Source organism: Mesorhizobium sp. M0768 (assembly GCF_040320195.1).
In the GTDB taxonomy this organism is placed as follows: Bacteria; Pseudomonadota; Alphaproteobacteria; order Rhizobiales; family Rhizobiaceae; genus Mesorhizobium.
Genome location: NZ_JAMYPD010000018.1, coordinates 108,661 through 130,786 on the forward strand (window position 1 = coordinate 108,661; position 22,126 = coordinate 130,786).

General features: G+C 63.8%; 23 protein-coding genes. 7 read left to right on the plus strand and 16 right to left on the minus strand.

The window, feature by feature from the left end; all coding sequences use genetic code 11:
• From NKI08_RS21920 to NKI08_RS21935, 4 genes are read left to right on the plus strand one after another with little or no spacing between them, the layout of a single operon-like run.
• Positions 1-1,311, plus strand: coding sequence for a TRAP transporter large permease (locus NKI08_RS21920; protein ID WP_352472901.1), 1,311 nt, complete (start codon positions 1-3; stop codon positions 1,309-1,311).
• Between the two features lie 26 nt (positions 1,312-1,337).
• Positions 1,338-2,048 (plus strand): hypothetical protein, encoded by a 711-nt coding sequence (locus NKI08_RS21925; RefSeq protein WP_352472902.1) that lies wholly within the window; start codon positions 1,338-1,340, stop codon positions 2,046-2,048.
• 42 nt (positions 2,049-2,090) lie between these two features.
• Complete coding sequence (locus NKI08_RS21930) at positions 2,091-2,849, plus strand: HpcH/HpaI aldolase family protein (protein ID WP_352472903.1); 759 nt, start codon at positions 2,091-2,093, stop codon at positions 2,847-2,849.
• A gap of 12 nt (positions 2,850-2,861) precedes the next feature.
• The gene (locus tag NKI08_RS21935) at positions 2,862-3,818 is read left to right on the plus strand and encodes a C-terminal binding protein (RefSeq protein ID WP_352542034.1); all 957 of its coding nucleotides are present in this window, start codon (positions 2,862-2,864) and stop codon (positions 3,816-3,818) included.
• 213 nt (positions 3,819-4,031) lie between these two features.
• Here NKI08_RS21935 and NKI08_RS21940 read toward each other — a convergent pair whose 3' ends face one another.
• From NKI08_RS21940 to NKI08_RS21975, 8 genes are all read right to left on the minus strand, one after another.
• The gene (locus NKI08_RS21940; RefSeq protein ID WP_352472905.1) at positions 4,032-4,511 is read right to left on the minus strand and encodes a MaoC/PaaZ C-terminal domain-containing protein; all 480 of its coding nucleotides are present in this window, start codon (positions 4,509-4,511) and stop codon (positions 4,032-4,034) included.
• Position 4,512: 1 nt separating this feature from the next.
• On the minus strand, positions 4,513-5,589 hold the full coding sequence (locus tag NKI08_RS21945; protein WP_352472906.1) for a Gfo/Idh/MocA family protein: 1,077 nt from the start codon (positions 5,587-5,589) through the stop codon (positions 4,513-4,515).
• Positions 5,582-5,911 carry an L-rhamnose mutarotase gene (locus NKI08_RS21950; protein ID WP_352472907.1) on the minus strand — a complete coding sequence of 110 codons (330 nt, stop codon included), beginning with the start codon at positions 5,909-5,911 and terminating at the stop codon, positions 5,582-5,584. The genes NKI08_RS21945 and NKI08_RS21950 overlap by 8 nt, the downstream gene beginning before the upstream one ends.
• A gap of 9 nt (positions 5,912-5,920) precedes the next feature.
• Positions 5,921-7,033 (minus strand): mandelate racemase/muconate lactonizing enzyme family protein, encoded by a 1,113-nt coding sequence (locus NKI08_RS21955; protein ID WP_352472908.1) that lies wholly within the window; start codon positions 7,031-7,033, stop codon positions 5,921-5,923.
• Between the two features lie 4 nt (positions 7,034-7,037).
• The gene (locus NKI08_RS21960; protein WP_352472909.1) at positions 7,038-8,135 is read right to left on the minus strand and encodes an ABC transporter ATP-binding protein; all 1,098 of its coding nucleotides are present in this window, start codon (positions 8,133-8,135) and stop codon (positions 7,038-7,040) included.
• 1 nt (position 8,136) lies between these two features.
• Entirely contained in the window at positions 8,137-9,003 is an 867-nt protein-coding gene (locus tag NKI08_RS21965; protein ID WP_352451567.1) for a carbohydrate ABC transporter permease, read from the minus strand.
• A gap of 2 nt (positions 9,004-9,005) precedes the next feature.
• Positions 9,006-9,902, minus strand: coding sequence for a carbohydrate ABC transporter permease (locus tag NKI08_RS21970; protein ID WP_352472911.1), 897 nt, complete (start codon positions 9,900-9,902; stop codon positions 9,006-9,008).
• Positions 9,903-10,042: 140 nt separating this feature from the next.
• Entirely contained in the window at positions 10,043-11,359 is a 1,317-nt protein-coding gene (locus NKI08_RS21975; RefSeq protein ID WP_352772055.1) for a type 2 periplasmic-binding domain-containing protein, read from the minus strand.
• 159 nt (positions 11,360-11,518) lie between these two features.
• Between NKI08_RS21975 and NKI08_RS21980 the strand changes: the two genes are divergently transcribed.
• Both NKI08_RS21980 and NKI08_RS21985 read left to right on the plus strand, forming a co-directional pair.
• The gene (locus NKI08_RS21980) at positions 11,519-12,307 is read left to right on the plus strand and encodes an IclR family transcriptional regulator (protein ID WP_352472913.1); all 789 of its coding nucleotides are present in this window, start codon (positions 11,519-11,521) and stop codon (positions 12,305-12,307) included.
• A 65-nt stretch (positions 12,308-12,372) separates the two neighbouring features.
• Positions 12,373-13,209, plus strand: a complete 837-nt coding sequence (locus NKI08_RS21985) for an amidohydrolase family protein (RefSeq protein WP_352472914.1) — start codon at positions 12,373-12,375, stop codon at positions 13,207-13,209.
• Positions 13,210-13,276: 67 nt separating this feature from the next.
• On the opposite strand, the gene NKI08_RS21990 is transcribed toward NKI08_RS21985, so the two are convergent.
• Genes NKI08_RS21990 through NKI08_RS22025 form a run of 8 tightly spaced genes read right to left on the minus strand, consistent with a single transcriptional unit; the run spans position 13,277 to position 20,811 of the window.
• A complete protein-coding gene (locus tag NKI08_RS21990; protein ID WP_352472915.1) occupies positions 13,277-14,242 on the minus strand; it encodes an ABC transporter permease in 966 nt (321 codons plus the stop codon).
• A gap of 5 nt (positions 14,243-14,247) precedes the next feature.
• On the minus strand, positions 14,248-15,198 hold the full coding sequence (locus NKI08_RS21995) for an ABC transporter permease (RefSeq protein ID WP_352472916.1): 951 nt from the start codon (positions 15,196-15,198) through the stop codon (positions 14,248-14,250).
• Positions 15,195-15,938, minus strand: coding sequence for an ATP-binding cassette domain-containing protein (locus NKI08_RS22000; RefSeq protein WP_352772059.1), 744 nt, complete (start codon positions 15,936-15,938; stop codon positions 15,195-15,197). Before NKI08_RS22000 ends, NKI08_RS21995 begins: the two co-directional genes overlap by 4 nt.
• Entirely contained in the window at positions 15,931-16,668 is a 738-nt protein-coding gene (locus NKI08_RS22005; RefSeq protein WP_352472918.1) for an ATP-binding cassette domain-containing protein, read from the minus strand. The genes NKI08_RS22000 and NKI08_RS22005 overlap by 8 nt, the downstream gene beginning before the upstream one ends.
• Positions 16,669-16,723: 55 nt before the next feature.
• Positions 16,724-17,911, minus strand: a complete 1,188-nt coding sequence (locus NKI08_RS22010) for an ABC transporter substrate-binding protein (protein ID WP_352472919.1) — start codon at positions 17,909-17,911, stop codon at positions 16,724-16,726.
• Positions 17,912-17,932: 21 nt separating this feature from the next.
• Positions 17,933-19,075, minus strand: a complete 1,143-nt coding sequence (locus tag NKI08_RS22015) for an ABC transporter substrate-binding protein (protein WP_352772078.1) — start codon at positions 19,073-19,075, stop codon at positions 17,933-17,935.
• A 20-nt stretch (positions 19,076-19,095) separates the two neighbouring features.
• Complete coding sequence (locus NKI08_RS22020) at positions 19,096-20,256, minus strand: CaiB/BaiF CoA transferase family protein (protein WP_352472920.1); 1,161 nt, start codon at positions 20,254-20,256, stop codon at positions 19,096-19,098.
• Positions 20,257-20,259: 3 nt separating this feature from the next.
• A complete protein-coding gene (locus NKI08_RS22025; RefSeq protein ID WP_352472921.1) occupies positions 20,260-20,811 on the minus strand; it encodes a MaoC family dehydratase in 552 nt (183 codons plus the stop codon).
• 190 nt (positions 20,812-21,001) lie between these two features.
• Here NKI08_RS22025 and NKI08_RS22030 point away from each other — a divergent pair, with 190 nt between their 5' ends.
• Positions 21,002-22,099, plus strand: coding sequence for a lactonase family protein (locus tag NKI08_RS22030; protein ID WP_352472922.1), 1,098 nt, complete (start codon positions 21,002-21,004; stop codon positions 22,097-22,099).
• Positions 22,100-22,126 lie beyond the last annotated feature (27 nt).

Genomic DNA, 22,126 nt, shown 5'->3' on the forward strand with positions numbered 1-22,126 from the left:
GTGGCCTGGCTGTTTCCATTCGCCGTGCTCGTTGGCACCATCCTGGTGTTGATGGGCCTTGGGCTGCCGGTCGCCTTCGCGTTCTTCGTCACCAATGTGATCGGGCTGTATCTGTTCTTCGGCGGCTCGATCGGCGTGACGCAGATGGTCGCCAACTTCTCCGACGCTGTCTCGACCTACGCGCTTGCCCCGCTGCCGATGTTTCTCGTCATGGGCAGCCTGTTCTTCCGCTCCGGCCTCGGCGAGAAGGTCGTCTACGCGCTCGACCTGTGCATCGGCAATCTGCGCGGACGCCTCGCCTATGTCGTGCTGGCCGCCGGCACGATCTTTTCCGCGCTGTCGGGCTCGAGCCTCGCCAATACCGGCATGATGGGCTCGCTGATGGTGCCCGAGATGCTGAAGCGGGGCTACAAGCCGCACATGGCCTACGGCCCGGTGCTTGGCGCCGGAAGCCTTGCCGTCATCATCCCGCCATCCTCGCTGGCCGTCTTGCTCGGCTCGCTGGCCCAGATCGACGTCGGCGCGCTGCTCATAGCGGGGGCTCTGCCGGGACTGCTGCTCGTTCTCATGTACGCGGCGCTGATCTTCGCGCAGACAAAGATCGATCCGGACGCCGCTCCGCACTATCCGGTGCCCGCCGTCCCCGCGGCCGAGAAGGTGAGGGCGGTCGCCGTCAACATCATTCCGATGAGCGTCATCGTGTTCATGGTGGTCGGCACGATCATCCTTGGAATAGCGACCCCGACCGAGTCGGCAGGCCTCGGCTGTGCCGCTGTCTTCGCCTTGTTGTTTGTCTACCGGCGGTTCAGCTGGTCGGTTGTCTGGAAGTCGCTGGACGATGCGATGAAGGTCACCGGCATGACCTTCCTGATCATCTCGGCTTCGACGACGTTCTCGCAGATATTCGCCTTCTCCGGCGCCTCCAACGGCTTTATCCAGTTCATCGTCGGCTACGATCTTGGACCGTATCCCATGCTGCTCATGATGGTGCTCGTCATCCTGCTGCTCGGCATGTTCATGGATCAGGTCTCGATGATGCTGATCACGCTGCCGATCTTCCTGCCGATCGCCCAGCAATTCGGCTACGAGCCGGTATGGTTCGGGCTGATCCTGCTGCTCGCCTACGAGGTCGGCTTCACCACGCCGCCGTTTGGCCTGCTGCTGTTCATCATGATCGGCGTTGCGCCGAAAGGCACATCGCTCAAGACGGTTGCCATGGCTGCGGCGCCTTACATCGCGCTGACGCTTCTGCTGATCCTGCTGATTGTCCTCTTTCCGCAGATCGCTCTCTTTCTTCCGAATTTGATCTAGTCGAACTCGATCCAGCAGGTGTCCACATGCGCTTTGCCTATCTTGCTTTCTTCCATGATGACCGCGAGGCAAATTTGGCCATCGCCGGCGAAGATGTTGACGCCGTGCGGCGTGTGATTGCATCGACGCCGGGCCTTGCGCTTGCAAACATCTATCTGCCCGAAGTGGCGGACATGTTCAACAACGATGGTCCGCCGCCGGTCTTCGGCTTCCAGCTCTATTTCGACGAACTGGCGGACATGGAGGCGGCGCTGGCGCCGTCCGGCCATCTGCAGGCGCTTGCCGCACCTGGTATGCTGTCGAGCATCGCCGGTTCGAGGCCGACGCAACAGGCAATGTGCGTGCGTCCGTTTCCCGTCGACGACGCTGGCGTCAAGACGTCCGGGCTCCCCTGCAGCTATCTTGTCCACTATCCCGGGCCGGCCGAAGACATGAATGCCTGGCTCTACCACTATGTGACGCATCATCCGCAATTGATGCGGGGCTTCCCCGGCATTCGCCACATCGAGGTTCTGTCGCGACTGGATTGGTGCGGTTCGCTGCCCTGGCCGCGGATCGACCATATGCAGCGCAATCGCGTCATGTTCGACAGTCCCGCTGCATTGACGCACGCGCTGCAATCGCCGGCGCGGCTGGAGATGCGCGCCGACTACAAGACCTTCCCGCCGTTTTCAGGCGGCAGCCGGCATTTTCCGATGTCGACGGAAGCCGTGCATCCTTCGTCAAGGGCCACATAGGCAAACAGGTTTTTGCCGACGCCGAAAATTTCTGGAGATTTCATGTACGACTTTCGCAAGAAATGTATCTCTCTCGATCGCCTCATCGGCACCTTCTGCGCCATCCCGCACCCTGTGGCGGTCGAAGTGGCCGCCGCCAGCGGGGTCGATTTCCTGTGCATCGACTGGGAGCATTCGCAGATCGGCCGCGAACGGCTCGAGGATCTGATCCGCGCCGCCGATGTCCACAAGGTTCCCGCGATGGTGCGCGTTCCCGGCCACACGCCGGAGTGGATGGCCGCCGCGCTCGACGCCGGCGCGTCGGGTGTCCTGGTACCGCGCGTCTCCACGGCCGAGCAAGCGCGCATGGCGGTCATGGCCTGCCGTTACCCGCCGGTCGGCGCCCGCGGTGTCGGCCCGGGCCGCGCCGCCGGTTATGGCTACAGCATTCCGGACTACCTCAAATCGGCCAACGATGTCCTGACGGTCGCCATCCAGGTCGAGACGGCCGAAGGGCTCGCCAACATCGACGACATCGTCCAGGTCGACGGCGTCGACGTGATCTTCATCGGTCCCGGCGACCTGTCGGTTTCGATCGACGCCATGGGGCCGGCCGGCCAGGAAAAGCTCAATGCAGCGATTATGAGGATCGCGGCCGCGGCGCGCACGGCCCGCAAGGCCGTCGGCATCTTTCGCCCTTCGGCGGATGATGTCAGCAAATGGTCGCGGCACGGCATCAGCTTCTACATGCTGGCCAGCGACACGATGTTTCTCGGGGCCGGCCTTGCCGCCGGCGTCGCCTCGGCGCGCAGCGCCTCATAGCAAGAGTTTGCCATGAAGATCATCAAGACCGACGGTGTGCTGTCAGTCGAGGAGGAGCAGCTGCGCTACCTCGACGGCTTGAACGCCGAGTTTGTCGAAAAGACGCTGCTCACGGAAGATGCCCTGATCGAACACTGCCGCGACGCCGACGCATTGATGGTATTGCGAGAGCCGATCACGGCTCGCGTTTTGGCGGAACTGAAGGGGCTCAAGGTCATCGGACGGTTCGGCGTAGGGCTCGATTCGATCGACGTCGAGGCCGCCAGCCGTGCCGGTGTTCAGGTAACCTACGTGCCGGACGCCAATCTGGTTGAAGTCAGCACCCACGCCATGGCCCTGATCCTGGCCTTGACGCGCAGGCTGAAGCAGTTCGACAGCGCGGTGCGCGCCGGCCGCTGGGCTGCAATGACCGACGGCGCCGGCATCACACGGCCCGACAGGCAGATCCTCGGCCTGATCGGCTTCGGCCAGATCGGGCGGCTGACTGCCGAGCGGGCGCGGGTCTTCGGCTACCACATCATCGCCTACGATCCGCATATGCCGGCCGAGCGAATCGCGGCCGGTGATGCCGAACCGGTCGGCTTCGACGAGTTGCTGGCCAGGGCCGACATCGTCTCGCTGCACGTTCCAGCGACACCGGAGACCAGAAACATCATGTCGGCGCAAGCCCTGTCGCGGATGAAGGAAGGGGCGATACTCATCAACGTGGCCCGCGGCGGCCTGGTCGACGAGGTCGCATTGGCGGACGCGATCCGGCGCGGCCATCTGGCAGGCGCCGGCATCGACACGTTCGAGCGGGAGCCGCCTTCGCCCGATAATCCGCTGCTGGCGCTGGACACCGTCCTGGTCAGTCCACACGCGGCGCACTACTCGACCCAGTCTTACGCGGAGGTTCGCAACAAGGTGTTTGCCGATGTCGCATCGGTCCTGCGCGGCGGCAAGCCTGTATATCCGGTCAACCGGATATGACCAATTCCCGATGTCGGCACCACCTCTATCCGCCTGCTCCGCGGAACCCAAGTCCTGCAAGTCGGGGTTCGCAGGGCGATAAGGGGCAGCGCAACCTGTCGCGATTTATCCGGTTTGCCACATTTTGTTCTTGCTTTGTGCCGGCAGCTATGCTACTAATTTGCGTATGGTGATGATTCACCGAGGACCCGCCGCAAGGCGGTTTTTTTGTCTTTAGGTTTCAGCGTCATCTGTCGAGGCTCTGCTCGGCTTGTCGCGACGCTCGACGATGTAGATGTGATCGGCGACCAGCACCACGTCGCCATGCTGGTTGATCACCTCGCAGCGCTCGACGACCCGGCCTGAATCGGGTCGCTTCGGGTCGTCTTCCCTAGCCGAGATGGTGGTGCGGGTCCTGATCGTATCGCCGATGAACACCGGCTTGATGAAGCGCAGCCGGTCGTAGCCATAGGAGAAGGCAACCGGGTTGACGACGCTGGCCGTCAGCCCGACGCCGACCGAAAACACCAGCGTGCCGTGGGCGATGCGCTGCCCGAACGGCATCGTCTTCATGAACTCGGCGTCCATGTGGTGGGGAAAGAAATCACCGGTATGGCCGGCATGGACGACGAAGTCGGTCTCGGTGATGGTGCGCCCGCTGGTCATGCGCGACGACCCGATCCGGTAGTCCTCGAAATAGACTGTCTGCTCCATGTCAGGGCCTCGCCGCTATCGGTGTTGCCGGCGCCGCGCTCGATCGGTAGGCGGCTTCGACCAGCGCCATGGTGTTCCAGCCGTCCTCGACGGAACTGACAAGCTCGGCGTCCTCGCCCGACGCGTAGCGCTGGACATTGGCCATGCGGCCGGCAAAGGCGTCCGGAAACCATGCGCCGACGAGTGGAACCGCAATCCAGTCCGTGCCGCCTTTGGGGTAGATTTCGAGAATGTCCGGCTCGCCGCGCGGATAGTCGAGGTTGACGCCCAGTTTGAGGTAAGCGGCGCCTTCGGTGCCGCAGATGCGGAATTCGCAGGCCTGGTGTTTTCGACCGAATTTGTGATCGTGGTTGATCGACAGTGCACAGCGCACCGTGTCGCCATAGTCGAGAATCGCGCTGGTGCGCGTTTGCGCAACCTTGTGGCCGGGATGGCCGAGCGTCTTGGCGTGAACCCCCTTGGGGTCGCCGAGCAATTGCCGGATCAGGTCGAGATAATGGATGGAATGCATGGCGATCTCGACGCGCGGCGCCTGCAACAGGAATTCCCAGAGATGCCAGGGTGTCGCCAGCGCCAGCCATGCATCGAAATCGACCACTTCGCCCAGCCAGCCCTTGGCGATCGCATCCTTGAGCGCCAGCATCATCGGCGCGAAGCGCAGCTGGAAATTCACCGCCGCCTTCAGGTCTTTGGAGCGGCAGATTTCGAGGATCTCGGTCGCCTCGGCGAGATTGCTGCCCATCGGCTTCTGGATCAGCGCCACCGCACCATCGGACAGCGCCCTGAGCACCCCGGCGTGGTGAGCCGGCGGCGTCGCCAGATCGAAGACGGCGTCCTTGATTGACGCAGCTTCCTCGACCGACCGGTAAGCGGTGACGCCCCATTTCGAGGCGAGTTTTTCCGCCTTGGCCAGGTCGGGGTCGAACAGCCCGGCAACCGGGAAGCCGGCTTTCCCATAGGCCGGGAAATGCGCATCGCCGACGATCGAGCCGGCGCCGAAAATCACGATCGGCCGGGGCTTTGACGGCTGTGCCCAGGCCTGGGAAAGCGAGGCAGGATCGAAAATGTCATCAGTCATAATGGAAGACTTCGTCCATCGACGCCCACCACTCGCCCTCCTTGCGGGTCGGCAGCGGCTCCTGGCATGGCATGCAGAGCGCCCACCATTCCTGCGTCGTGGGATCGGCAGCCATCTTCGCCATGTCGGCGGCATAGTCGGTGCCGTGGTACTCCAAGGTGCTGAACAAAAGGTGCTCCGGCTCCCTCAGATAAATCGAATAATTCTTGATGTTGCAGGCGGAAATCATCTTGAGGACGTCCGGCCAGACGGCGGCGTGAAGCCGCACATACTCGGCGACTTTCTCCGGCTTGAGGCCGAGCACCATTCCCATTCGCTGCATGTCCGCCTCCTATTTTTTTATCGCCATGGTGAATTCCGCGATGCTCTTCGCCTTGATCGCATCCCAGTCCCAGTCGATGCCGATGCCGGGTTCGTCCGGTGCCAATGCGTGCCCGTCCTCGATACGCATTTTCTTGCCGGTCAGCTCGTCGAGCTGGGGAATATACTCGACATATCTGCCGTTCTGAACGGCGCATGTCAGGCTGACATGCAGTTCCATCAGGAAATGCGGGCAGACCGGTATGTCGAACGCCTCGGCTGCATGCGCCACCTTCAGCCACGGCGTGATGCCGCCGATGCGGCCGACATCGACCTGCACGATCGAGCACGCGCCCTTCTGCATATATTCGCGGAAATGCCGGATCGAGTAGAGCGACTCGCCGACGGCGACCGGCGTCGACGTCGCATTCGACAGGCGGATATGGCCGTCTATGTCGTCGGCCGGCAGCGGTTCCTCGATCCAGGCGAGGTCGAGTTCACGCAGGCGCTCGGCCCGGCGGATCGCCTCGTCGACAGAAAAGCCCTGGTTGCAGTCGGTCATGATTTCGTAGGAGTCTCCAACCGCCCGGCGGACCGCCGTCAGCCGGGCAAGATCCTCGGAGCCGTGCGGCTTGCCGATCTTGACCTTCGAGCCGCGAAACCCCTTGCCCTTGGCGGCCAGCGCATCCTCGACCAGTGCCTCGGTTTCGATATGCAGCCAACCGCCTTCGGTCGTGTAGAGCGGGCAGCGGTCCTTGGCGCCGCCGGCCAGCTTCCACAGCGGCAGCCTCTTTTTCTTGGCCCGCAGGTCCCAAAGGGCAGTGTCGATGGCCGCCAGCGCGATTGCCGTGATCGCGCCGATCGTCGTGGCATGGCTGGCGAACTCCAGCTCGTGCCAGATCGCCTCGATCATGTCGGCGTCGCGGCCGATCAGCCGCGGCGCAAGGTGGTCGGCCAGCAGCCGCATCACCGAGGAGCCGCCCGTGCCGATCGTATAGCTGTAGCCGGTGCCGACCGCGCCGTCGGCGTCGGTGATGGTGACGATCGGTGTTTCCTGGCTGACAAAACTCTGGATGGCATCGGTGCGCTTGACCTTCGGCACCAGGTCGACCATCCGCAGTTCGATTTTCTCGATCTTTGCCATGGTTTTAACCTCGCAATGTCTTGCCCGTTTCAGCAGAAAACAGATGGGCCTGCGACAGGTCCAGGCTCATCTTGACCCGGTCGCCGGCTTTCAGCGGCTTTGGATTGAGCATCCGCGATACCCAGTCGCTGCCGTTGAATTCGGCGAACACCAGCGTCTCGTTGCCGAGCGGCTCGGTGACGGTCACCGGCAACTCCAGCTGGTGGACGTCGACGTCTTCGCCGGAGCTGATGCCATGCCCGGTCGGATAAATGTCGTCGGGCCTGAGGCCGAACACGACTTTGTCGCCGGCCTCGATATTGGCCTTGAACTGGCTGGGCAAAGGCAGCCTCTCGCCGCTGGCGAACAGCAACTGTCCGTCGTCGACAACCGCCTCATGCAGATTCATCGGCGGCGAGCCGATGAAGCCCGCGACGAAGCGTGTCTGGGGCCGGCGGAAGACCTCGTCGGGTGTGCCGACCTGCTCGATGAAACCGTCACGCATGATGACGATACGGTCCGCCAATGTCATCGCTTCGACCTGGTCATGGGTGACGTAGATCACCGTCGACTTGACCTTGGCATGCAGTTTCTTGATCTCGGTGCGCATCTGCGTCCGAAGCTTGGCGTCGAGATTTGAAAGCGGCTCGTCGAACAGGAAGACGTCGGGATCGCGCACGATGGCGCGGCCCATGGCGACGCGCTGGCGCTGTCCGCCGGACAGCTGCGACGGCCGGCGGTCGAGCAATTGGTCGAGGCCGAGAATGCCGGACGCTTCGGCGACGCGACGGTCCATTTCTTCTTTCGCGGCGCCCGCTATCTTGAGCGAGAAGCCGAGGTTTTCGCGCACCGTCATATGCGGGTAGAGCGCGTAGGACTGGAACACCATCGAGATGTTGCGCGAGCGCGGCGGCAGGTCGTTGACCATGCGGCCGCCGATCTCGATGATCCCGTCGCTGATCGCCTCGAGGCCGGCGATCATGCGCAGGGTTGTCGACTTGCCGCAGCCGGACGGCCCGACCAGCGCGATGAATTCGCGGTCGGCGACCTCGAGATCGATGCCGTGCACCACCGCCACCGGGCCGTAGCTTTTGGTGAGGTTCTTGAGCGATACGGTTGCCATGTCAGCCTTTCACCGCGCCGGAAGTGAGGCCGCCGACGAGGTGTTTCTGGACGATGAAGGTAAGCGTGAGCGCCGGTATGACCATGACCACGGCGAGCGCGCACATGCCGCGCCAGTCGATGGTGAATTCGGCCGTATAGTCGAGCAGGCCGACCGGCAGGGTCTTGGAGTTGATCGAGCGCGTCAGCTGCGAGGCGAGCGCGAACTCGTTCCAGGAGGTGAGGAAGGCAAAGATGCCGGCCGAGGCGATGCCGGGCCCGGCCAACGGAAACTCGACCTGCCAGAAGGCCTGCCAGCGCGTGCAGCCGTCGATCTGCGCGGCTTCGGCGAGGTCTTTCGGTACCTGGCGGAAAAAGCCGTCGATCAGCCAGACGGTGAACGGCACGTTGAGCGCGACATAGACCAGGATCAGCCCGAAATGCGTGTCGATGATGCCGAGCCGCGCAAAGACGAAGAACAGCGGCAGCGACAGCGCGATGCCGGGCACCGTGCGCGTCAGCATCAGGCCGAGGAACATCGCCGACTTGGCGCGAAAGCGGTAGCGCGCAAAGGCGTAGCCGCCGGCCATGCCGATGACGATGGCGATCACCGTCGAGGTCACCGAGATGATCAGCGAATTGCGGAAGTAGTCGAGCACCGGAATGCCGCCCTGGCCGACGCCGCTGAACATGGCGATGTAGGCGTCGAGCGAGAGTTGCTGCGGGATCCACACCGGCGGCTTGGCCATGATTTCGACGGTCGGCCGCAGCGACGACAGCACGATCCAGATGCCGGGCAGGCAGATGACCAGCATGGCCAGGAACAGTCCGATGCCGTGAACGATGCCGAGCGCTTTGTTGCCGACGCGATGCAGGCTGTTCTGGTCCATCCTCACCACTCCGCCGCGATCTGCGTGCGCGCCGCGGCGAGCTTGCGGTAGAAATAGACGGTGAACAGGATCGACAGCAGGATCGAGAAATAGGCCATGGCATTGGCCAGGCCCATCCTGGCGTCGCCATAGGCGGTGCGGGCGACCAGTGTCCAGACCAGTTCAGTGCGGCCGGCGGGGCCGCCGTCGGTCATGATCTTGACGATGTCGTAGGCGCGCGCGACGTCGAGTGAGCGGATGGTCATGGCAATGAAAGCAAACGGCATGATGAACGGCCAGGTGACATAGCGGAATGTCTGCCACGGCGTGCAGCCGTCGACGCGGGCCGCCTCGACCGGTTCGCGCGGCATCGCCAGCAGCCCGGCCAGGATCAGGATCGCGAACACCGAAGTCGACGACCAGATCTCGGCGGTCAGGATGGCAATGAAGGCGAGATTGCCGTCGATCAGCCACGGGATGGCGCGGTCAGTCAGGCCGAGCCCCTGCAGGGCGTTGTTCACCAGGCCGATATTGTCGTTGAACATGAATTTGAACTGGAAGCCGACGAGGATCGGCGAAAACATCATCGGAAACATCATGATGGTGCGCAGGATCCGCTGGCCGCGCGATGCCTTCTCCACCAGCAGGGCCAGCCCGAGCCCGATCAGCATTTCCAGGTTGAGCGCCACCGTCAGCAGCACCACGGTGCGCGCAAAGGCGACCCAGAAAGCGCGGCTGGTCAGGATGGCGACGTAGTTGCGCGCGCCGATGAAGACCCAGAACGTCTCCGGCCTGGTCAGCCGGAACGGCGTGAAGCTGGAATAGAGCGAAAGCAGCAGCGGCACCACCACCACCGCCGCCAGAACGATCACCGCCGGCAGCAGGAGCAGCAATGGCGGCGAAGGTCTCCAGCCTTTCATGGCGATCCGGTTCTGGTTGGTGCCCGGACACCGAAGGCCGCCATCGGCCAGCCGGGATCAAGACAAAGCGTGTTGCGCATGGTTCGCAAAAAGTTCGGGGACGCCGCTCTTCGATGAGCGGCGCCCCCTTGGGAGAATGGTCAAAGCTTGCCGGCGTCCTCGAGGATTTGGGTGGCCTTGGCGGCAGCGTCGTCCAGCGCCTGCTTGGAGGTCTTGTCGCCCAGGATGGCGGCCTGCAATTCGGGATAGACGGCGTTGGAGATTTCGATCCATTCAGGTGTCTGCGGCACGGCAAAAGCGTGCTTTGCCTCTTCCTGGAAAGCCGCCAGCACTTCCTTCTTGTAAGGATCGCTGGCCGCCTGCTGGATGTCCCAGTCCCACACCGCCGTGCGGGTCGGCAGTGGGCCGCTTGCCGCCTCGAGCTTCTGGCTGTCCTCATTGGTCAGGAACCAGACCAGCGACGCCGCGGCTTCCTTGCTGGCGCAGTTTTCGGTGACCGAAAATCCGTGGTGCCCCGACCAGCCGGTGCGAATGCCGGCCGATCCCTTCGGCGCCACCTTCACGCCGACATTGCCGGCGACCTTCGATGACTTCGGATCGTTGAAGAAGCCTGCCCAGCCCGGCCAGTCGAGGTTGATGGCGACGGTGCCGGAGGCAAAGCCCTGGCCGAGATCGTCCCACAGATAGTTGGTGGTGCCGGCCGGCACCGCCTTGGCCTTGTAGAGATTGACGAACCAGTCGAGCGCGTGCACGCCGGCTTCCGAGTTGAAGGCCGGCTTGCCGTCCTTGTCGAGGTATTCGCCGCCGTCGGCGATGAGCATCTCGTAAAAGCGTCCGTTGATCGCCTCTTCCTTGCCGGCGAACTGGGTGCCGTAGAAATCGGGCGGGCTGGCGAAGAATTCCGCCTGCTGGGCGACCTCGTCCCAGGTGTCGGGCGGTGTCAGCTCCTTGCCGTGTTTGGCCTTGTAGGCGGCCTTCTTGGCTTCGTCCTGGTAGAGACTCTTCTGGTAATAGAGCGCCGAGACGTCGAACTGCGCGCGAGGCAGCATCACCAGCTTGTCGTCGAGCGTCGAGGCCTTGATCGTCGACGGCACGAAGGCGTCGATCTCCTCCTTCGGCAGCAGCTTGTTGAGATCGGTGTAGATATCAGGATATTGCGGCGCGAAGGACGAGTGGTTCGACCCAACGCACCAGTTGATGCTGCCGGAGGCGATGTCCGACTTGATTTCCTTGTCGAGCTCGAAGTGGTTTTTCTTCGAGATCACGTTGACCTTGGCGCCGGTCAGTTTTTCCCATTCGCCGATGCGCGCGTACAGCCCTTCATATTGCTGGCCGCCGATCAGCTTGGCGTCGATGGTGACGCCGTCGAATTTGCCGGGCAGGTCGGCAGCAAGGGCACTCGCACCCAGTGCGAGCAGCGTTACGCCGGCCGACAGGCCGCAAAACAGTTTCGTCATCGGTATCCTCCCAAGAGTCCGCGTCGATCCATAGCGAGGGCGGATCGGCAGCTTCATTCATATACAAACAAAACATTTACAGGATCGTCAAGCCGAAAGTTCTTTCGGAAACAATACCGTTATGCGTATATGAAAAGTGCAATTCACTGGAGAAGCCCAATGGCAGAGGACGAGGAAGATGACCGCTATCGAGCCCCGGCGCTGGACAAGGGGCTCGACATCCTCGAGTTGCTGGCCGGTGTCGATGGCGGCCTGACGCAGGCGGAAATCGCCAAGAAGCTCGACCGCAGTCCGAACGAGTTCTACCGCATGCTGGACCGGCTGGTGCGGCGCGGCTACGTCACGCGGCCGGATGGCGACCGTTATTCGCTGACGCTCAAGCTGTTTGGCCTGGCGCAGCTGCACGCGCCGGTGCGCCGGCTGGTTTCCTACGCGACGCCGCTGATGCGCGAGCTGGCAGAAACCTCGCAGCAGGCAAACCAGCTCGTCGTTTTCGATCGCGGCTCCGCCGTGGTGATTGCCCAGCAGGAGGCGCCGGATTACTGGGGCATCTCGATCCGCGTCGGCTCGCATATCAGCCTGTTCGACACCGGCTCCGGCCATGTGCTGCTGGCGTTCCGCCAGCCGGAAGAGCGGCAGATGATGATCTCAGAACATCTGCGCAGCACCGACAAGCCACCGCAATCGCCGGAGTTCTTTGCCCGCCTCGACCAGATCCGGGAACGCGGCTACGAGATGATGGCATCGATGCAGACCGCCGGTGTCTTCAACCTGTCGACACCGGTTCTCGGCTCGGACGGCAGGGCGATCGCCGCGCTGTCGATCCCCTACATAACCCTGGTCAACGCACCCAAGGCGCCCGACATTACGAGGACGATTGAGCTGCTGCTGGCAGCGACCGAAAAGCTGTCGCAACTGGCGGGATCGACCGTCAAGCAATCGAGATGAATTCTTATTTGAATGAAGAATTTCCGTGAGATGATCTCGAAGTCGCCAAGGAGGAGCGCGCCACCATGATCTTCGACACCCATCTGCACCTGATCGACCAGTCCGCGCTGCGCTATCCCTGGCTGGCCGGCGTGCCGGCACTCAACCGCGATTTCTCCTACGACGAATATGCAGTCCAGGCCCGCCGCGCCGGCATCGAGGGCGCATTGCATATGGAGGTCGATGTCGATCCTGCCGACATCGAGGCTGAAACCAGCCGTGTCAAAGCGCTGTCGCGGGAAAAGGCCAGCTTGCTGCGGGGGGCAATTGCCTCCTGCCGCCCCGAGGAGCCTGGCTTTGCCGCCTATCTCGAGCGCCAGCGCGCCGATCCTTTCGTCAAAGGCTTTCGCCGCGTGCTGCACGTCATGCCGGACGAGCTTTCGGAGGGCGCGCTGTTTCGTGAAAACATCAGGCGGCTTGCCGGCAGCGGCCTGACCTTCGACCTTGTCGTTCTGCCGCACCAGATCCCCAAGGCGATTGCACTCGCCGACCTCGCGCCAGATGTGCAGTTCGTGCTCGACCATTGTGGCGTGCCCGACATCAAGGGTGGTGCCGAGCACCCCTGGCGCGAGCACATGGCGGAGATCGCGCGGCGCCCGAACGTCGTCGGCAAAATTTCCGGTGTGGTCGCCTATGCGGATGCCGGATCCTGGACTGTCGAAACGCTGCGTTCCTATGTCGAGCACACCATCGAATGCTTCGGCTGGGACCGCGTTGTGTGGGGCAGCGACTGGCCGGTCTGCACGCTTGGCGGCGGGCTTGCGACCTGGGTGGCGGCAACGCACGCGCTGCTCGCCGGTGCAAGCATCGATGAGCGGCAAAAGCTGCTCTCCGGCAACGCCAAGCGGCTGTGGCGTTTGTAGAGCATTTTGCAGCCAAGTGACGGATCACTTGGCGTCGCACAAATGCGGCTCAAACGAATAGGTGGCCTCAGATCGTCGCCGACACGTGCCGCTCGCGACCGTAGAGCGAAACCAGGAGCACGATGACCAGGCCAAGTGCCGCCTGCACGGTCGAGGGCCGGAAGCCGAGGCCGATCAACAGCGTGTTGATCTCCGTCAGCACCAGCACGCCGGCAATGGTGCCGAAATAGCTGCCGCGGCCGCCGACAAGGGCGGCGCCGCCGACCACCACTGCCGCGATCGTCTGGAACAGATAGGGCTGGCCGACATCGCCATAGGCCGAGCCGGTGAAGCCGAGCAGCAGCACGCCGGCTGCGGCGGCGAAGAAGGCGCTCGCGGCATAGGTCACGGTCCACATGCGGACCGGATCGATCAGCGCCAGCGGCGCAGCACCTGGATTGCTGCCTAGGGCGTAGAGACGGCGGCCGTATGGCGTGCGCGCCAGCACCAGCGCCACCAGCAAGGTCAACACCGCGACGCATGGCACCAGCCCCGGCACCGGCAGCGGTCCGACCGAACCGCCGATCGAAACGAAGGCGGAAACCGCTTGCGGCGCCGATCCGGATGGAAAACCACCGGTCCACAACAGGACGGCGCCTTGCACAATCATGCCGATGCCGAGCGTGACGATCAGCGGGTGGATGTCGAGCCCGCGCGAGATCAGGCCGTTCAGCGCCCCGATCAGTAAGGCGAGCGCGCTGACGACCGCGCAGACAAGAGCAAAATTCCAGCCGACGCCGTAGAGCTGTGCGGCAACGACATTGGCAAAGCCGATGATGAAGGGGATCGACAGATCGATACCGCCCAGGATGACGACGAGGGTCTGGCCGATCGATGCCACCGCCAGCAGCGAGGCGATCACCAGCAGCGCCCGGATGGCGAACGGCTGGGAGTAGCCCGGGATGAGCAAGGTGCCAAGGAGATGCAAGGCGACAGCGACGGCAAAGGCACCGGCGACGCGGGCATTGGTGGACTGGAACCAGTTCCGGCTCATGCTTCTCAGCCTTTCCGTCCCGAGAGCCGCTCCTGCAGCGCCGTCATGATGACCGCCACAACCAGGATCGCGCCATAGGCGATCTGCAGCACATAGGTGGAGACGTTGAAGGCGGTCAGCACGCTCTGCAGCAGGAAGATGTCGACAGCGCCGATGGCGGCGCCGGCGAGCCCGCCGCGCCCGCCGGCAAGGCTGACGCCGCCGAGCGCCACCGCGGCAATCGCGATCAGCGTGTAGGTCGGCCCGATATTAGGGTCGGCCGAACCGATCAGGGCGGTCAGCATGAGGCCGGCACAGGCGGCAAGTATGCCGGTCATGACATAGGCGATGAAACGTACTTTCGTCACCGGAATGCCGGCCGTGTAGGCGGCGCGGTCGTCGCTGCCCACCGCCATCAGCTGGTCGTAATAAGGCGTCTGCCGCACCAGCCACCAGAACAGGAAGATCAGCGCCAGCGGCAGTGCCGACCAGGGTCCGGCCATTGCCTTCAGCCAGCCCGGCGCCGGACCGATCGGCGCCGGCAGGATGGTCAGCGTCATGCCGGTGAGGATCAGATAGGTGCCGAGCGTCGCAACGATCGGCTGGATGCGAACGATGGTCGCCAAGAAGCCGTTGGCAGCGCCGACGATCGCGCCGATCAGAAGCGCCGCCGGCACGATGACCAGCGGCGAAGATATGCCAAGCCTGAGAAACAGCAGCTGGATCACCATCGCATTGACGAAGCCCATCAATGGCCCGACGGAAATGTCGATGCCGCCGCGCCCAGCGAGGATCACCGGAGCCGAGGCGACCGCTGCGCCGATCAGCGGCGCGGCGAGCCCGATCAGCGCCCCCCAGGCGGCAGGATGGAAGCGCGCCGGATTGAGCAGCAGATTGACCGCGATCAGGATGGCCAGCAGCACTGCCGCAAAGCCAGCGCCGCGCCATCGCGCCGCCATGCGCCGCAACCCGCTCATGCCGCGCGCCCGAACATGGCGGCGATCACCGTATCGCTTTTCATCGCATCTCCGGTGATTTCAGCCGCCACCTGCTGTTCGCGGAACACCAGCACGCGATGGCAAAGCAGGAGGATCTCCTCGATCTCGCTCGACAGGATGACCAGAGCCATGCCGTTCGCCGCCAGTCCACGAAACACATCGTAGAGGACATGGCGCGTCGCCACGTCGACACCGCGCGTCGGATCATTGAGGAGCAGGATCGCCGGTTCCAGCGCCAATGCGCGGGCCAGCAGCACCTTCTGCTGATTGCCGCCGGAAAGCGTGGTGATCGGGGCGTCCGGCCGTGGCGCGATGATCGACAGTCTGTCCCGATAGCGTTCATAGCGCTGCCGCCGCGCGGCGAAGCTGAGCAGACCGAAACGCATATCGCGCGACAGCGTCGAGACGGCAAAATTGTCGAGCACCGATTGGGTCGGAAAAATGCCGGTGGTGCGCCGGTCGCGCGGCAAATAGGCGATGCCGCCGGCGACCGCCTTGCGGAAATTGGTGATCGCGCGTGCTCCGGTTGGCGCCTCGACGGTCACCTCGCCGCCGGCCGGGCGTTCCAGGCCGGCCAGCACTTTCAGGAACCGCTCCTGTCCGTGGCCGTCGAGGCCGGCAAGGCCGACGATCTCGCCAGGCGCGATGGTTTGCGTCATGGGGCTTGCGCCCGGCGCGATCACCAGGCCACGCACCGAAAGGCTGGCGCGATCAGCCATGCGCCAGCTCCGCCGCCGTGCGTGGCGCCATCGCTCTGAGAAGTTCGGATGCGGAGGACGTGCCGCGTTCCTCAGTCGTCACCACGCTGCCGCCGCGCAGCACGGAAATCCGGTCCGAAAGCGACATCACCTCGTCCATGCGATGGGTGATGAACAGGATCAGGCAGCCTTCGGAGGCAAGCTTGCGCATCATGGCGAAGACCGCCTCGCGATCGGCAAAGTCGAGCGCCGCCGTAACCTCGTCAAGGATGAGAATGCGCGGGCTGCGCACCACGGCGCGGGCGAGCACTACCAATTGCTGAACCGCAAGCGGCAATTGCCCGGCCAACTGGTCGAGCGGGATCTCGGTCACCGCGAAGCGCTTCAGCACCGCTTGCGCGCGTTGCCGCCGCTCGGCACGCGGCACGGTGCGCGTCAGCAAGCCGTCGAGGCCGAGCAGGATGTTGTCCGTCACCGAACGGTCAGGCGCGATCAGCACTTCCTGGAACACGGTGGCGAACCCGGCGCCCTGGAACGCCGCCGGCGAGAGGCCGGTAAAGGGCGCTCCGTCGAGCAGGATCGCGCCGCTGTCCGGCTGGACGATCCCCGACAGCAGCTTGACCAGCGTGCTCTTGCCCGAACCATTCTCGCCCAGGATGGTGTGGATCGTGCCGGCGCGGAATGCGATTGAGGCATTGGCCAGCGCAATCGTTTCGCCGTAGCGTTTCGAGATGGCCTGGACTTCCAGCATGAGCAATCCTGATGGAGAAAGCCGGCACCGCCCGTGCGGAGCCGGCCTTCGTATCCTACTTGGCGCAGGCGTCCGGCACCTTCGAATAATCCCAGCCCTTGGTGGGTGCCGGATTGGCGAAGTAGGCATCGAGCCATTCCTCCGGCATCGGATCCTTCGGCGGGACCGGGAAGATCGAGACGGCGTCCGGCGTCATGCAGTCCTTGTACCAGGCGCCGAGGTCGGCATTGTGCACCGGCGGAATCGGGATCAGCAGCGTGTTGAGCTTCGCCTTCTGTCCGTCGAGCATGCGCACGCCGACACGAAACAGCGTCTCGGCCGTCCAGTGCGGCAGAACCGCATGGCCTTCGAAGCGGTATTTGTCGGGATTGGCCTTCCAGTAGCCGAGCGCATCGCCGGTGATCGAGCCGGTGATCAGCGGGGCAGGGCGGCCGGCCTCGGCAAAGGCCTCGGCGACGACGCGGCTTTCGCTGCCCGTCGTCCACACCGCATCGATCGGCGCCGGATTGGTGGCGATCGCCTGCAGCACCGCCGTCTTGGTGACGTTTGCAGTCCAGTTGCCGTTGACGCTGCGCGAGACCTTGAGCTTTGAATTTTCGGCCAGCGCCTTGTCGGCGCCCTGGCGCTCCTGCACGACGATCGGGTGACCGGCAATGCCTTCGACCAGAAGCACGCTGCCGCCGTCCGGCATTGCTTTGCCGATCGCGGTCATCATGTCGTAGCCCCAGCGCGCATAGTTGGAATCGACATTGATCGCATTCGGGCTGGTCACCGACCCAGCTGCCGTGATGAAGGGGATGCCGGCTTTGGCTGCGGCATCGATGGCATCGTCCAGCGCCGTCGCCGAGCCGGGGATCGAGGTGATGATCGAGCATTTCTTGTCGATGAAGGCGCGGATCTGGTTGATCTGCTGACTGGCGTCGTTGTTGGAATCCGACACCTCGAAGCTCGCCACGGTGCCGTCGGCGATCAGGCCGTCGACCAGCCGCTTCAACTCCTTGGTCACGGTGACGCGCCACGGATTGCCCTGGTAGGACTCGGAGTGGCACCATTTCCACGGCTTTGACGGCGGCGTGAAATTATCCCAGGCCGACGGCAGCACCTTTTGCGGCGCGCCGTCATATTGTGCCTTCAGTTCGGTCGGCAATCCAGCAATCACGCCCGAAACGTCTTGAGCGCAAGCTATGGTCGTGACCGATGCAAGTGCGGTTGCGGCCATAAGGCCGCGGATCAGGCTGTTCATGTTCTCCTCCGTTCGGTTGTTTCAGGCTCCTCCGCCGGCAACGCCGGACACCTGCGTCGAAAGGCTCTCCCGAAACAGGCGATTGAGATCGGCAACGACGCGAGCGGCATTGTGCCTTTCGCTCAGGCCGAGATTGATGCGATCGGACGCCGCCTGCTGGAACGCCATGTAGCCGTCGTGCCGCGGCCTCACCCAGGCACCTTCGAGCGTAGTCCGCGTGTCCTTGTAGAAATTGCCGGCGGCGGCGTTGACGGCGGCATCCGCCCAGGCTGCCGCATGGCCGGGCTGGCCGCCGGCCGAGGCGTAAGGGCCGCGCTGCACGTCACCGCTGGCGATCCAGTAGGCGAAGTCGATTGCTGCCTGTCCGGCCCTCGAGAAGGCCGACACGGCGATGCCGGTCCCGCCGAGCGCCGAGCCTTTGGGGCCGGCATTGCCAGCGGCCGGGATATCCGCGAAAGCCAGGCGGGTGGGTCGAAACCCGGCGATGGCATAGGAGACATAGCCATAGATCAGCGGCGCGCAGGCGATCCGCGAGCCGGATCCGGCCATTTGCTCCAGAACCGCGATCGGATCCATGCCAAGACAGGCCGGGTCGACGAGGGCTGCGATCTCGCGCATCATCTCGAAGACCTGCTTGCCCGCTGCCGGATCCACGTGGTCGCCAGGGCCTTCACCGGCGGGCCGGCCGAGATTGCCGGCAAGCGTGTAGAACACCATCAGCGAATGCGGCGGCCTCAGCGGCAACATCACGTGGCCTTGCCGGGCCAGATCGACGGCATCGGCCCAGCTCGCCGGCGCAGCCGAAAGCATGTCGGGCCGCCATGCCTGCACCTGGCTGGCCGCGTCGATCGGAAACGCCCACTGCCGGCCTTGCCAGTTGTAGCTCGGAAAGGACCGGCCGACACTGCCCGCCGCAAGTGCCGCGCGTTCGGCTTCCCGGCCGGCGACATCGAGCGGCGCCAGGCAATTCTCGGCGGTGATCTGGCCGACATGCGGATGGTCGACGACGATCAGGTCGTAGGCACGGGCCAGTTCCTCGACCGGGAAGGATTCGAAATCCTGCAGCGAGCGCTTGTCCCATTCAACGGCGATGCCAGTTTGTTGCTTCCACAGTCTCGAACAGGCGACCATCGGGTCATAGCCGCGCGGATGGCTCCAGGTCATGCCTTTGAGCGTGGCGTCGCTCACAGCCCGAACTCCGCGCGGATTTTTGCGCTGTGCTCGCCGATGCGCGGCGCGGCCCGCTCGACCTTGGCGCGGATGCCGTCGACCCTGAGCGGCGAGCGCGTGGTGAGGATCGAAACGTCATCCTCGCGCGTCACCGTCTGCAGCATGTCGAGGACCTGGAAGCCTTCGCTGGCCATCATTTCCGGCCAGGTCAAAACCTTGGCGCACCAGATGTCGGCAGGCTCGAGGATGGCAAGCCATTCGTCGACCGTCTTCGTTGCGATCTTTTGCGCGATGATCGCCTTGATCTCGTCGCGGGCAGTGAACCAGGTCGACGGCTGATCGCGGTAGGGCGCAAGTTCCTCGAGCCCGAGGAGATCGGCGAGTTTCGAGATCGGCGTCATGGCGATCGCCAGATAGCCGTCCTTGGCCGGATAGACGCCGTAGGGCGCCGAGAGATAGGCGTGCGCGCTGCGGAAGCTCGACCGCCGCGGCAGCCGGCGCCCGTCATTGAGGTGCGTGGTCAGCACCTCGAATTGGAAGTCGACCAGCGCTTCGAGCAGGCTGGTCTCGACATGGCTGCCCTTGCCGGTCACGCCGCGCCGCACCAGTGCGGCGAGGATGCCTTGCGCGGCGGCGGAACCCGCCAGCATGTCGGCGATCGCCAGGCCGAAGGGCACCGGCCCTTGGTCCTCGTCGCCGTTCAGCCACATCACGCCGGAGCGCGCCTGCGCCAGCAGATCCTGCCCCGGCCGCTTGACCCACGGGCCTTCCTCGCCATAGCCACTGATCGAGGCATAGACCAGGCGCGGATTGATCTTGCGCACCGCCTCGTAATCGAAGCCCAGGCGTTCGATGACGCCGGGCCTGAAATTCTGGATCAGCACGTCGGCCTTGGCCAGCAGGCCGCGCAGCGCCGCAAGGTCGGCCTCGTCCTTCAAGTCGATGGCAAGGCTTTCCTTGGCGCGGTTGATCGCATGGAAAATGGTGGAATCGCCGCCGATCTCGGTGTCGCTGAGATAGAGCCGGCGCGACAGGTCGCCGCCGTCAGGCCGTTCGATCTTGATGACCCGAGCGCCGAGGTCGAGCAGCCGCAGCGAGCAGTAAGGCCCGGACAAGAACTGGCTCATATCGACAACGATGAGCCCGGTCAGCGGCAGTTCGGCAATGGCAGCCATTGCCTATTTCTCCGTCTTACCGGCGAAATCGGCCGGATTGCGGTACTTCACCGTCTGCAGGTGCTCGCAATAAAGCACGAGCTCGCCTTCACCCTTGAAGACTTCATAGCTGGCGCGGATCAGCCCCATTTCCTTGTATTTTGGCTTCTTGTCGAGGTTGGAGCGGATTGAATAGATCGTGTCGCCTATGAACACCGGCTTGATGAAGCGCAATTTGTCGTAGCCATACGAAAAGGCGTTGACGCAATTGGTGGCGACGAGACCGAGCCCGGCCGAGAACACGAAGGCCCCTGCCACCAGCCGCTTGCCGAAAATGCCTTGCGTCTCGGCGAACATCTGGTCCTGCACGTATGGATGGATGTCGAGCACCAGCGTGTTGAACAGATGGCTGTCGCCCTCGGCAATGGTCCGGCGCAACGAGCGGATCTTCTGGCCGACCGGCCAGTCTTCGTAGAACCAGTTCTCCGCGTTCCAGACGGGAAGGTCGGCGTGATCCCTAGGCATGTTGGCGGGGTGTGTCGATGCCACGCCCACGGTTGGCGCGAAACTGCTCATGACAACTTCCTCTGGGAGCGGGAATCGTCCATCAGGGCGCGCCGCAGACCAGCGAAATGCATGATCGATCCTCCCGTCAATCTTCTTTTGTGAATAGTATTTTCACATATGGGGTTGCGTTGCAAGCGAGTCTCGGCGAAATTTTGCCTACTCCGTTGGGGCCAATGCCGGCGGAACAAGGGAGGAAGTGATGCAGAATGCCTGTCTGATTTTCGTCGGCAGCCTCAATCGCGACGCCCCGTATTTTCAGGGCGCGCGCGGCATCGGGCTGGGTGTCTACAGTTTCGACGAAGGGACGCTGCAGACGAAGAAACTGGCCGAGACGGGAGACATCGACAATCCCACCTTCCTGTCGGTGACGCCGGACGGCTCCCACGTCTATGCCAACTCAGAAGTGTTCACCTGGCGCGAAGGGGTGGTCTCGGCCTACCGTTTCGACAGGCAGACCGCCACGCTGTCCTACATCAACAAGCAGCCGACGCTGGGCAGCATCACGGCGCACAACACCATCACGCGCGACCGGACCAAGCTGCTGGTCGCCAATTACGGCATGGGCGAGGGCGGCCCCGATCGCTCGGTCGTGGTCTATGGGTTGGGTGAGAATGGCGGCCTGACAGCGCCGTTGTCGAGCGTTGCCCATAGCGGGACCGGACCAGATCCTGCCCGCCAGGAGCGGCCGCATGCCCATAGCGTAACCGAGACGGTTGCCGGCGGCATGGCGATCGTCGCTGACCTCGGCATCGACCGGCTGGTGTCCTATCGCATCGGGCGCGACGGCAGCCTGACGAAACTCGCCGAGTCGGCGCTTGCGCCAGGCGCGGGTCCGCGCCATCTCGCACTGCATCCGGGCGGTCGCTTCGTGTTCGTCATGAACGAGCTGGATTCGACGGTTGTCTCGCTGGCGCTGGACGAAGCATCAGGCAAGCTTACGGTGATCGACAGCAAGCCGGCCGTGCCGCCCGAGGCGCGCGACGGCAATCACTGTGCCGACGTCCAGATCTCGCCTGACGGCCGCTTTCTCTACGGCTCCAACCGCGGTCATGACAGCATCGTCGTGTTTTCGGTCGACCAGCAAACCGGCAGGATTGCTCTTGTCGACTATACGCCTTGCGGCGGTGCCACGCCGCGCAATCTGGCACTGACGCCCTCGGGCGGCCATCTGTTCTCGGCCAACCAGAATGCCGACCGCATCTCGATTTTCGCCCGTGATGCCGCAACCGGCCGGCTGACCGACACCGGCCGATCCATCGATATTGGCACGCCGATGTGCGTGAGGATCGTGCGTTGAGCGCTGGCGGGTGAAAATTCCGCCAGT

Coding starts and splice junctions, on each gene's coding strand:
- NKI08_RS21940 (WP_352472905.1), bottom strand. CDS start 4,511: ATGGAGCAGACAGTCTATTTCGAGGACTACCGGATCGGGTCGTCGCGC.
- NKI08_RS21985 (WP_352472914.1), top strand. CDS start 12,373: ATGATCTTCGACACCCATCTGCACCTGATCGACCAGTCCGCGCTGCGC.
- NKI08_RS21950 (WP_352472907.1), bottom strand. CDS start 5,911: ATGCAGCGAATGGGAATGGTGCTCGGCCTCAAGCCGGAGAAAGTCGCC.
- NKI08_RS21935 (WP_352542034.1), top strand. CDS start 2,862: ATGAAGATCATCAAGACCGACGGTGTGCTGTCAGTCGAGGAGGAGCAG.
- NKI08_RS22015 (WP_352772078.1), bottom strand. CDS start 19,075: ATGACCTGGAGCCATCCGCGCGGCTATGACCCGATGGTCGCCTGTTCG.
- NKI08_RS21925 (WP_352472902.1), top strand. CDS start 1,338: ATGCGCTTTGCCTATCTTGCTTTCTTCCATGATGACCGCGAGGCAAAT.
- NKI08_RS22010 (WP_352472919.1), bottom strand. CDS start 17,911: ATGAACAGCCTGATCCGCGGCCTTATGGCCGCAACCGCACTTGCATCG.
- NKI08_RS21945 (WP_352472906.1), bottom strand. CDS start 5,589: ATGACTGATGACATTTTCGATCCTGCCTCGCTTTCCCAGGCCTGGGCA.
- NKI08_RS22020 (WP_352472920.1), bottom strand. CDS start 20,256: ATGGCTGCCATTGCCGAACTGCCGCTGACCGGGCTCATCGTTGTCGAT.
- NKI08_RS21965 (WP_352451567.1), bottom strand. CDS start 9,003: ATGGACCAGAACAGCCTGCATCGCGTCGGCAACAAAGCGCTCGGCATC.
- NKI08_RS21930 (WP_352472903.1), top strand. CDS start 2,091: ATGTACGACTTTCGCAAGAAATGTATCTCTCTCGATCGCCTCATCGGC.
- NKI08_RS22030 (WP_352472922.1), top strand. CDS start 21,002: ATGCAGAATGCCTGTCTGATTTTCGTCGGCAGCCTCAATCGCGACGCC.
- NKI08_RS21990 (WP_352472915.1), bottom strand. CDS start 14,242: ATGAGCCGGAACTGGTTCCAGTCCACCAATGCCCGCGTCGCCGGTGCC.
- NKI08_RS22025 (WP_352472921.1), bottom strand. CDS start 20,811: ATGAGCAGTTTCGCGCCAACCGTGGGCGTGGCATCGACACACCCCGCC.
- NKI08_RS21980 (WP_352472913.1), top strand. CDS start 11,519: ATGGCAGAGGACGAGGAAGATGACCGCTATCGAGCCCCGGCGCTGGAC.
- NKI08_RS22000 (WP_352772059.1), bottom strand. CDS start 15,938: ATGGCTGATCGCGCCAGCCTTTCGGTGCGTGGCCTGGTGATCGCGCCG.
- NKI08_RS21995 (WP_352472916.1), bottom strand. CDS start 15,198: ATGAGCGGGTTGCGGCGCATGGCGGCGCGATGGCGCGGCGCTGGCTTT.
- NKI08_RS21955 (WP_352472908.1), bottom strand. CDS start 7,033: ATGGCAAAGATCGAGAAAATCGAACTGCGGATGGTCGACCTGGTGCCG.
- NKI08_RS21960 (WP_352472909.1), bottom strand. CDS start 8,135: ATGGCAACCGTATCGCTCAAGAACCTCACCAAAAGCTACGGCCCGGTG.
- NKI08_RS21975 (WP_352772055.1), bottom strand. CDS start 11,359: ATGACGAAACTGTTTTGCGGCCTGTCGGCCGGCGTAACGCTGCTCGCA.
- NKI08_RS21970 (WP_352472911.1), bottom strand. CDS start 9,902: ATGAAAGGCTGGAGACCTTCGCCGCCATTGCTGCTCCTGCTGCCGGCG.
- NKI08_RS22005 (WP_352472918.1), bottom strand. CDS start 16,668: ATGCTGGAAGTCCAGGCCATCTCGAAACGCTACGGCGAAACGATTGCG.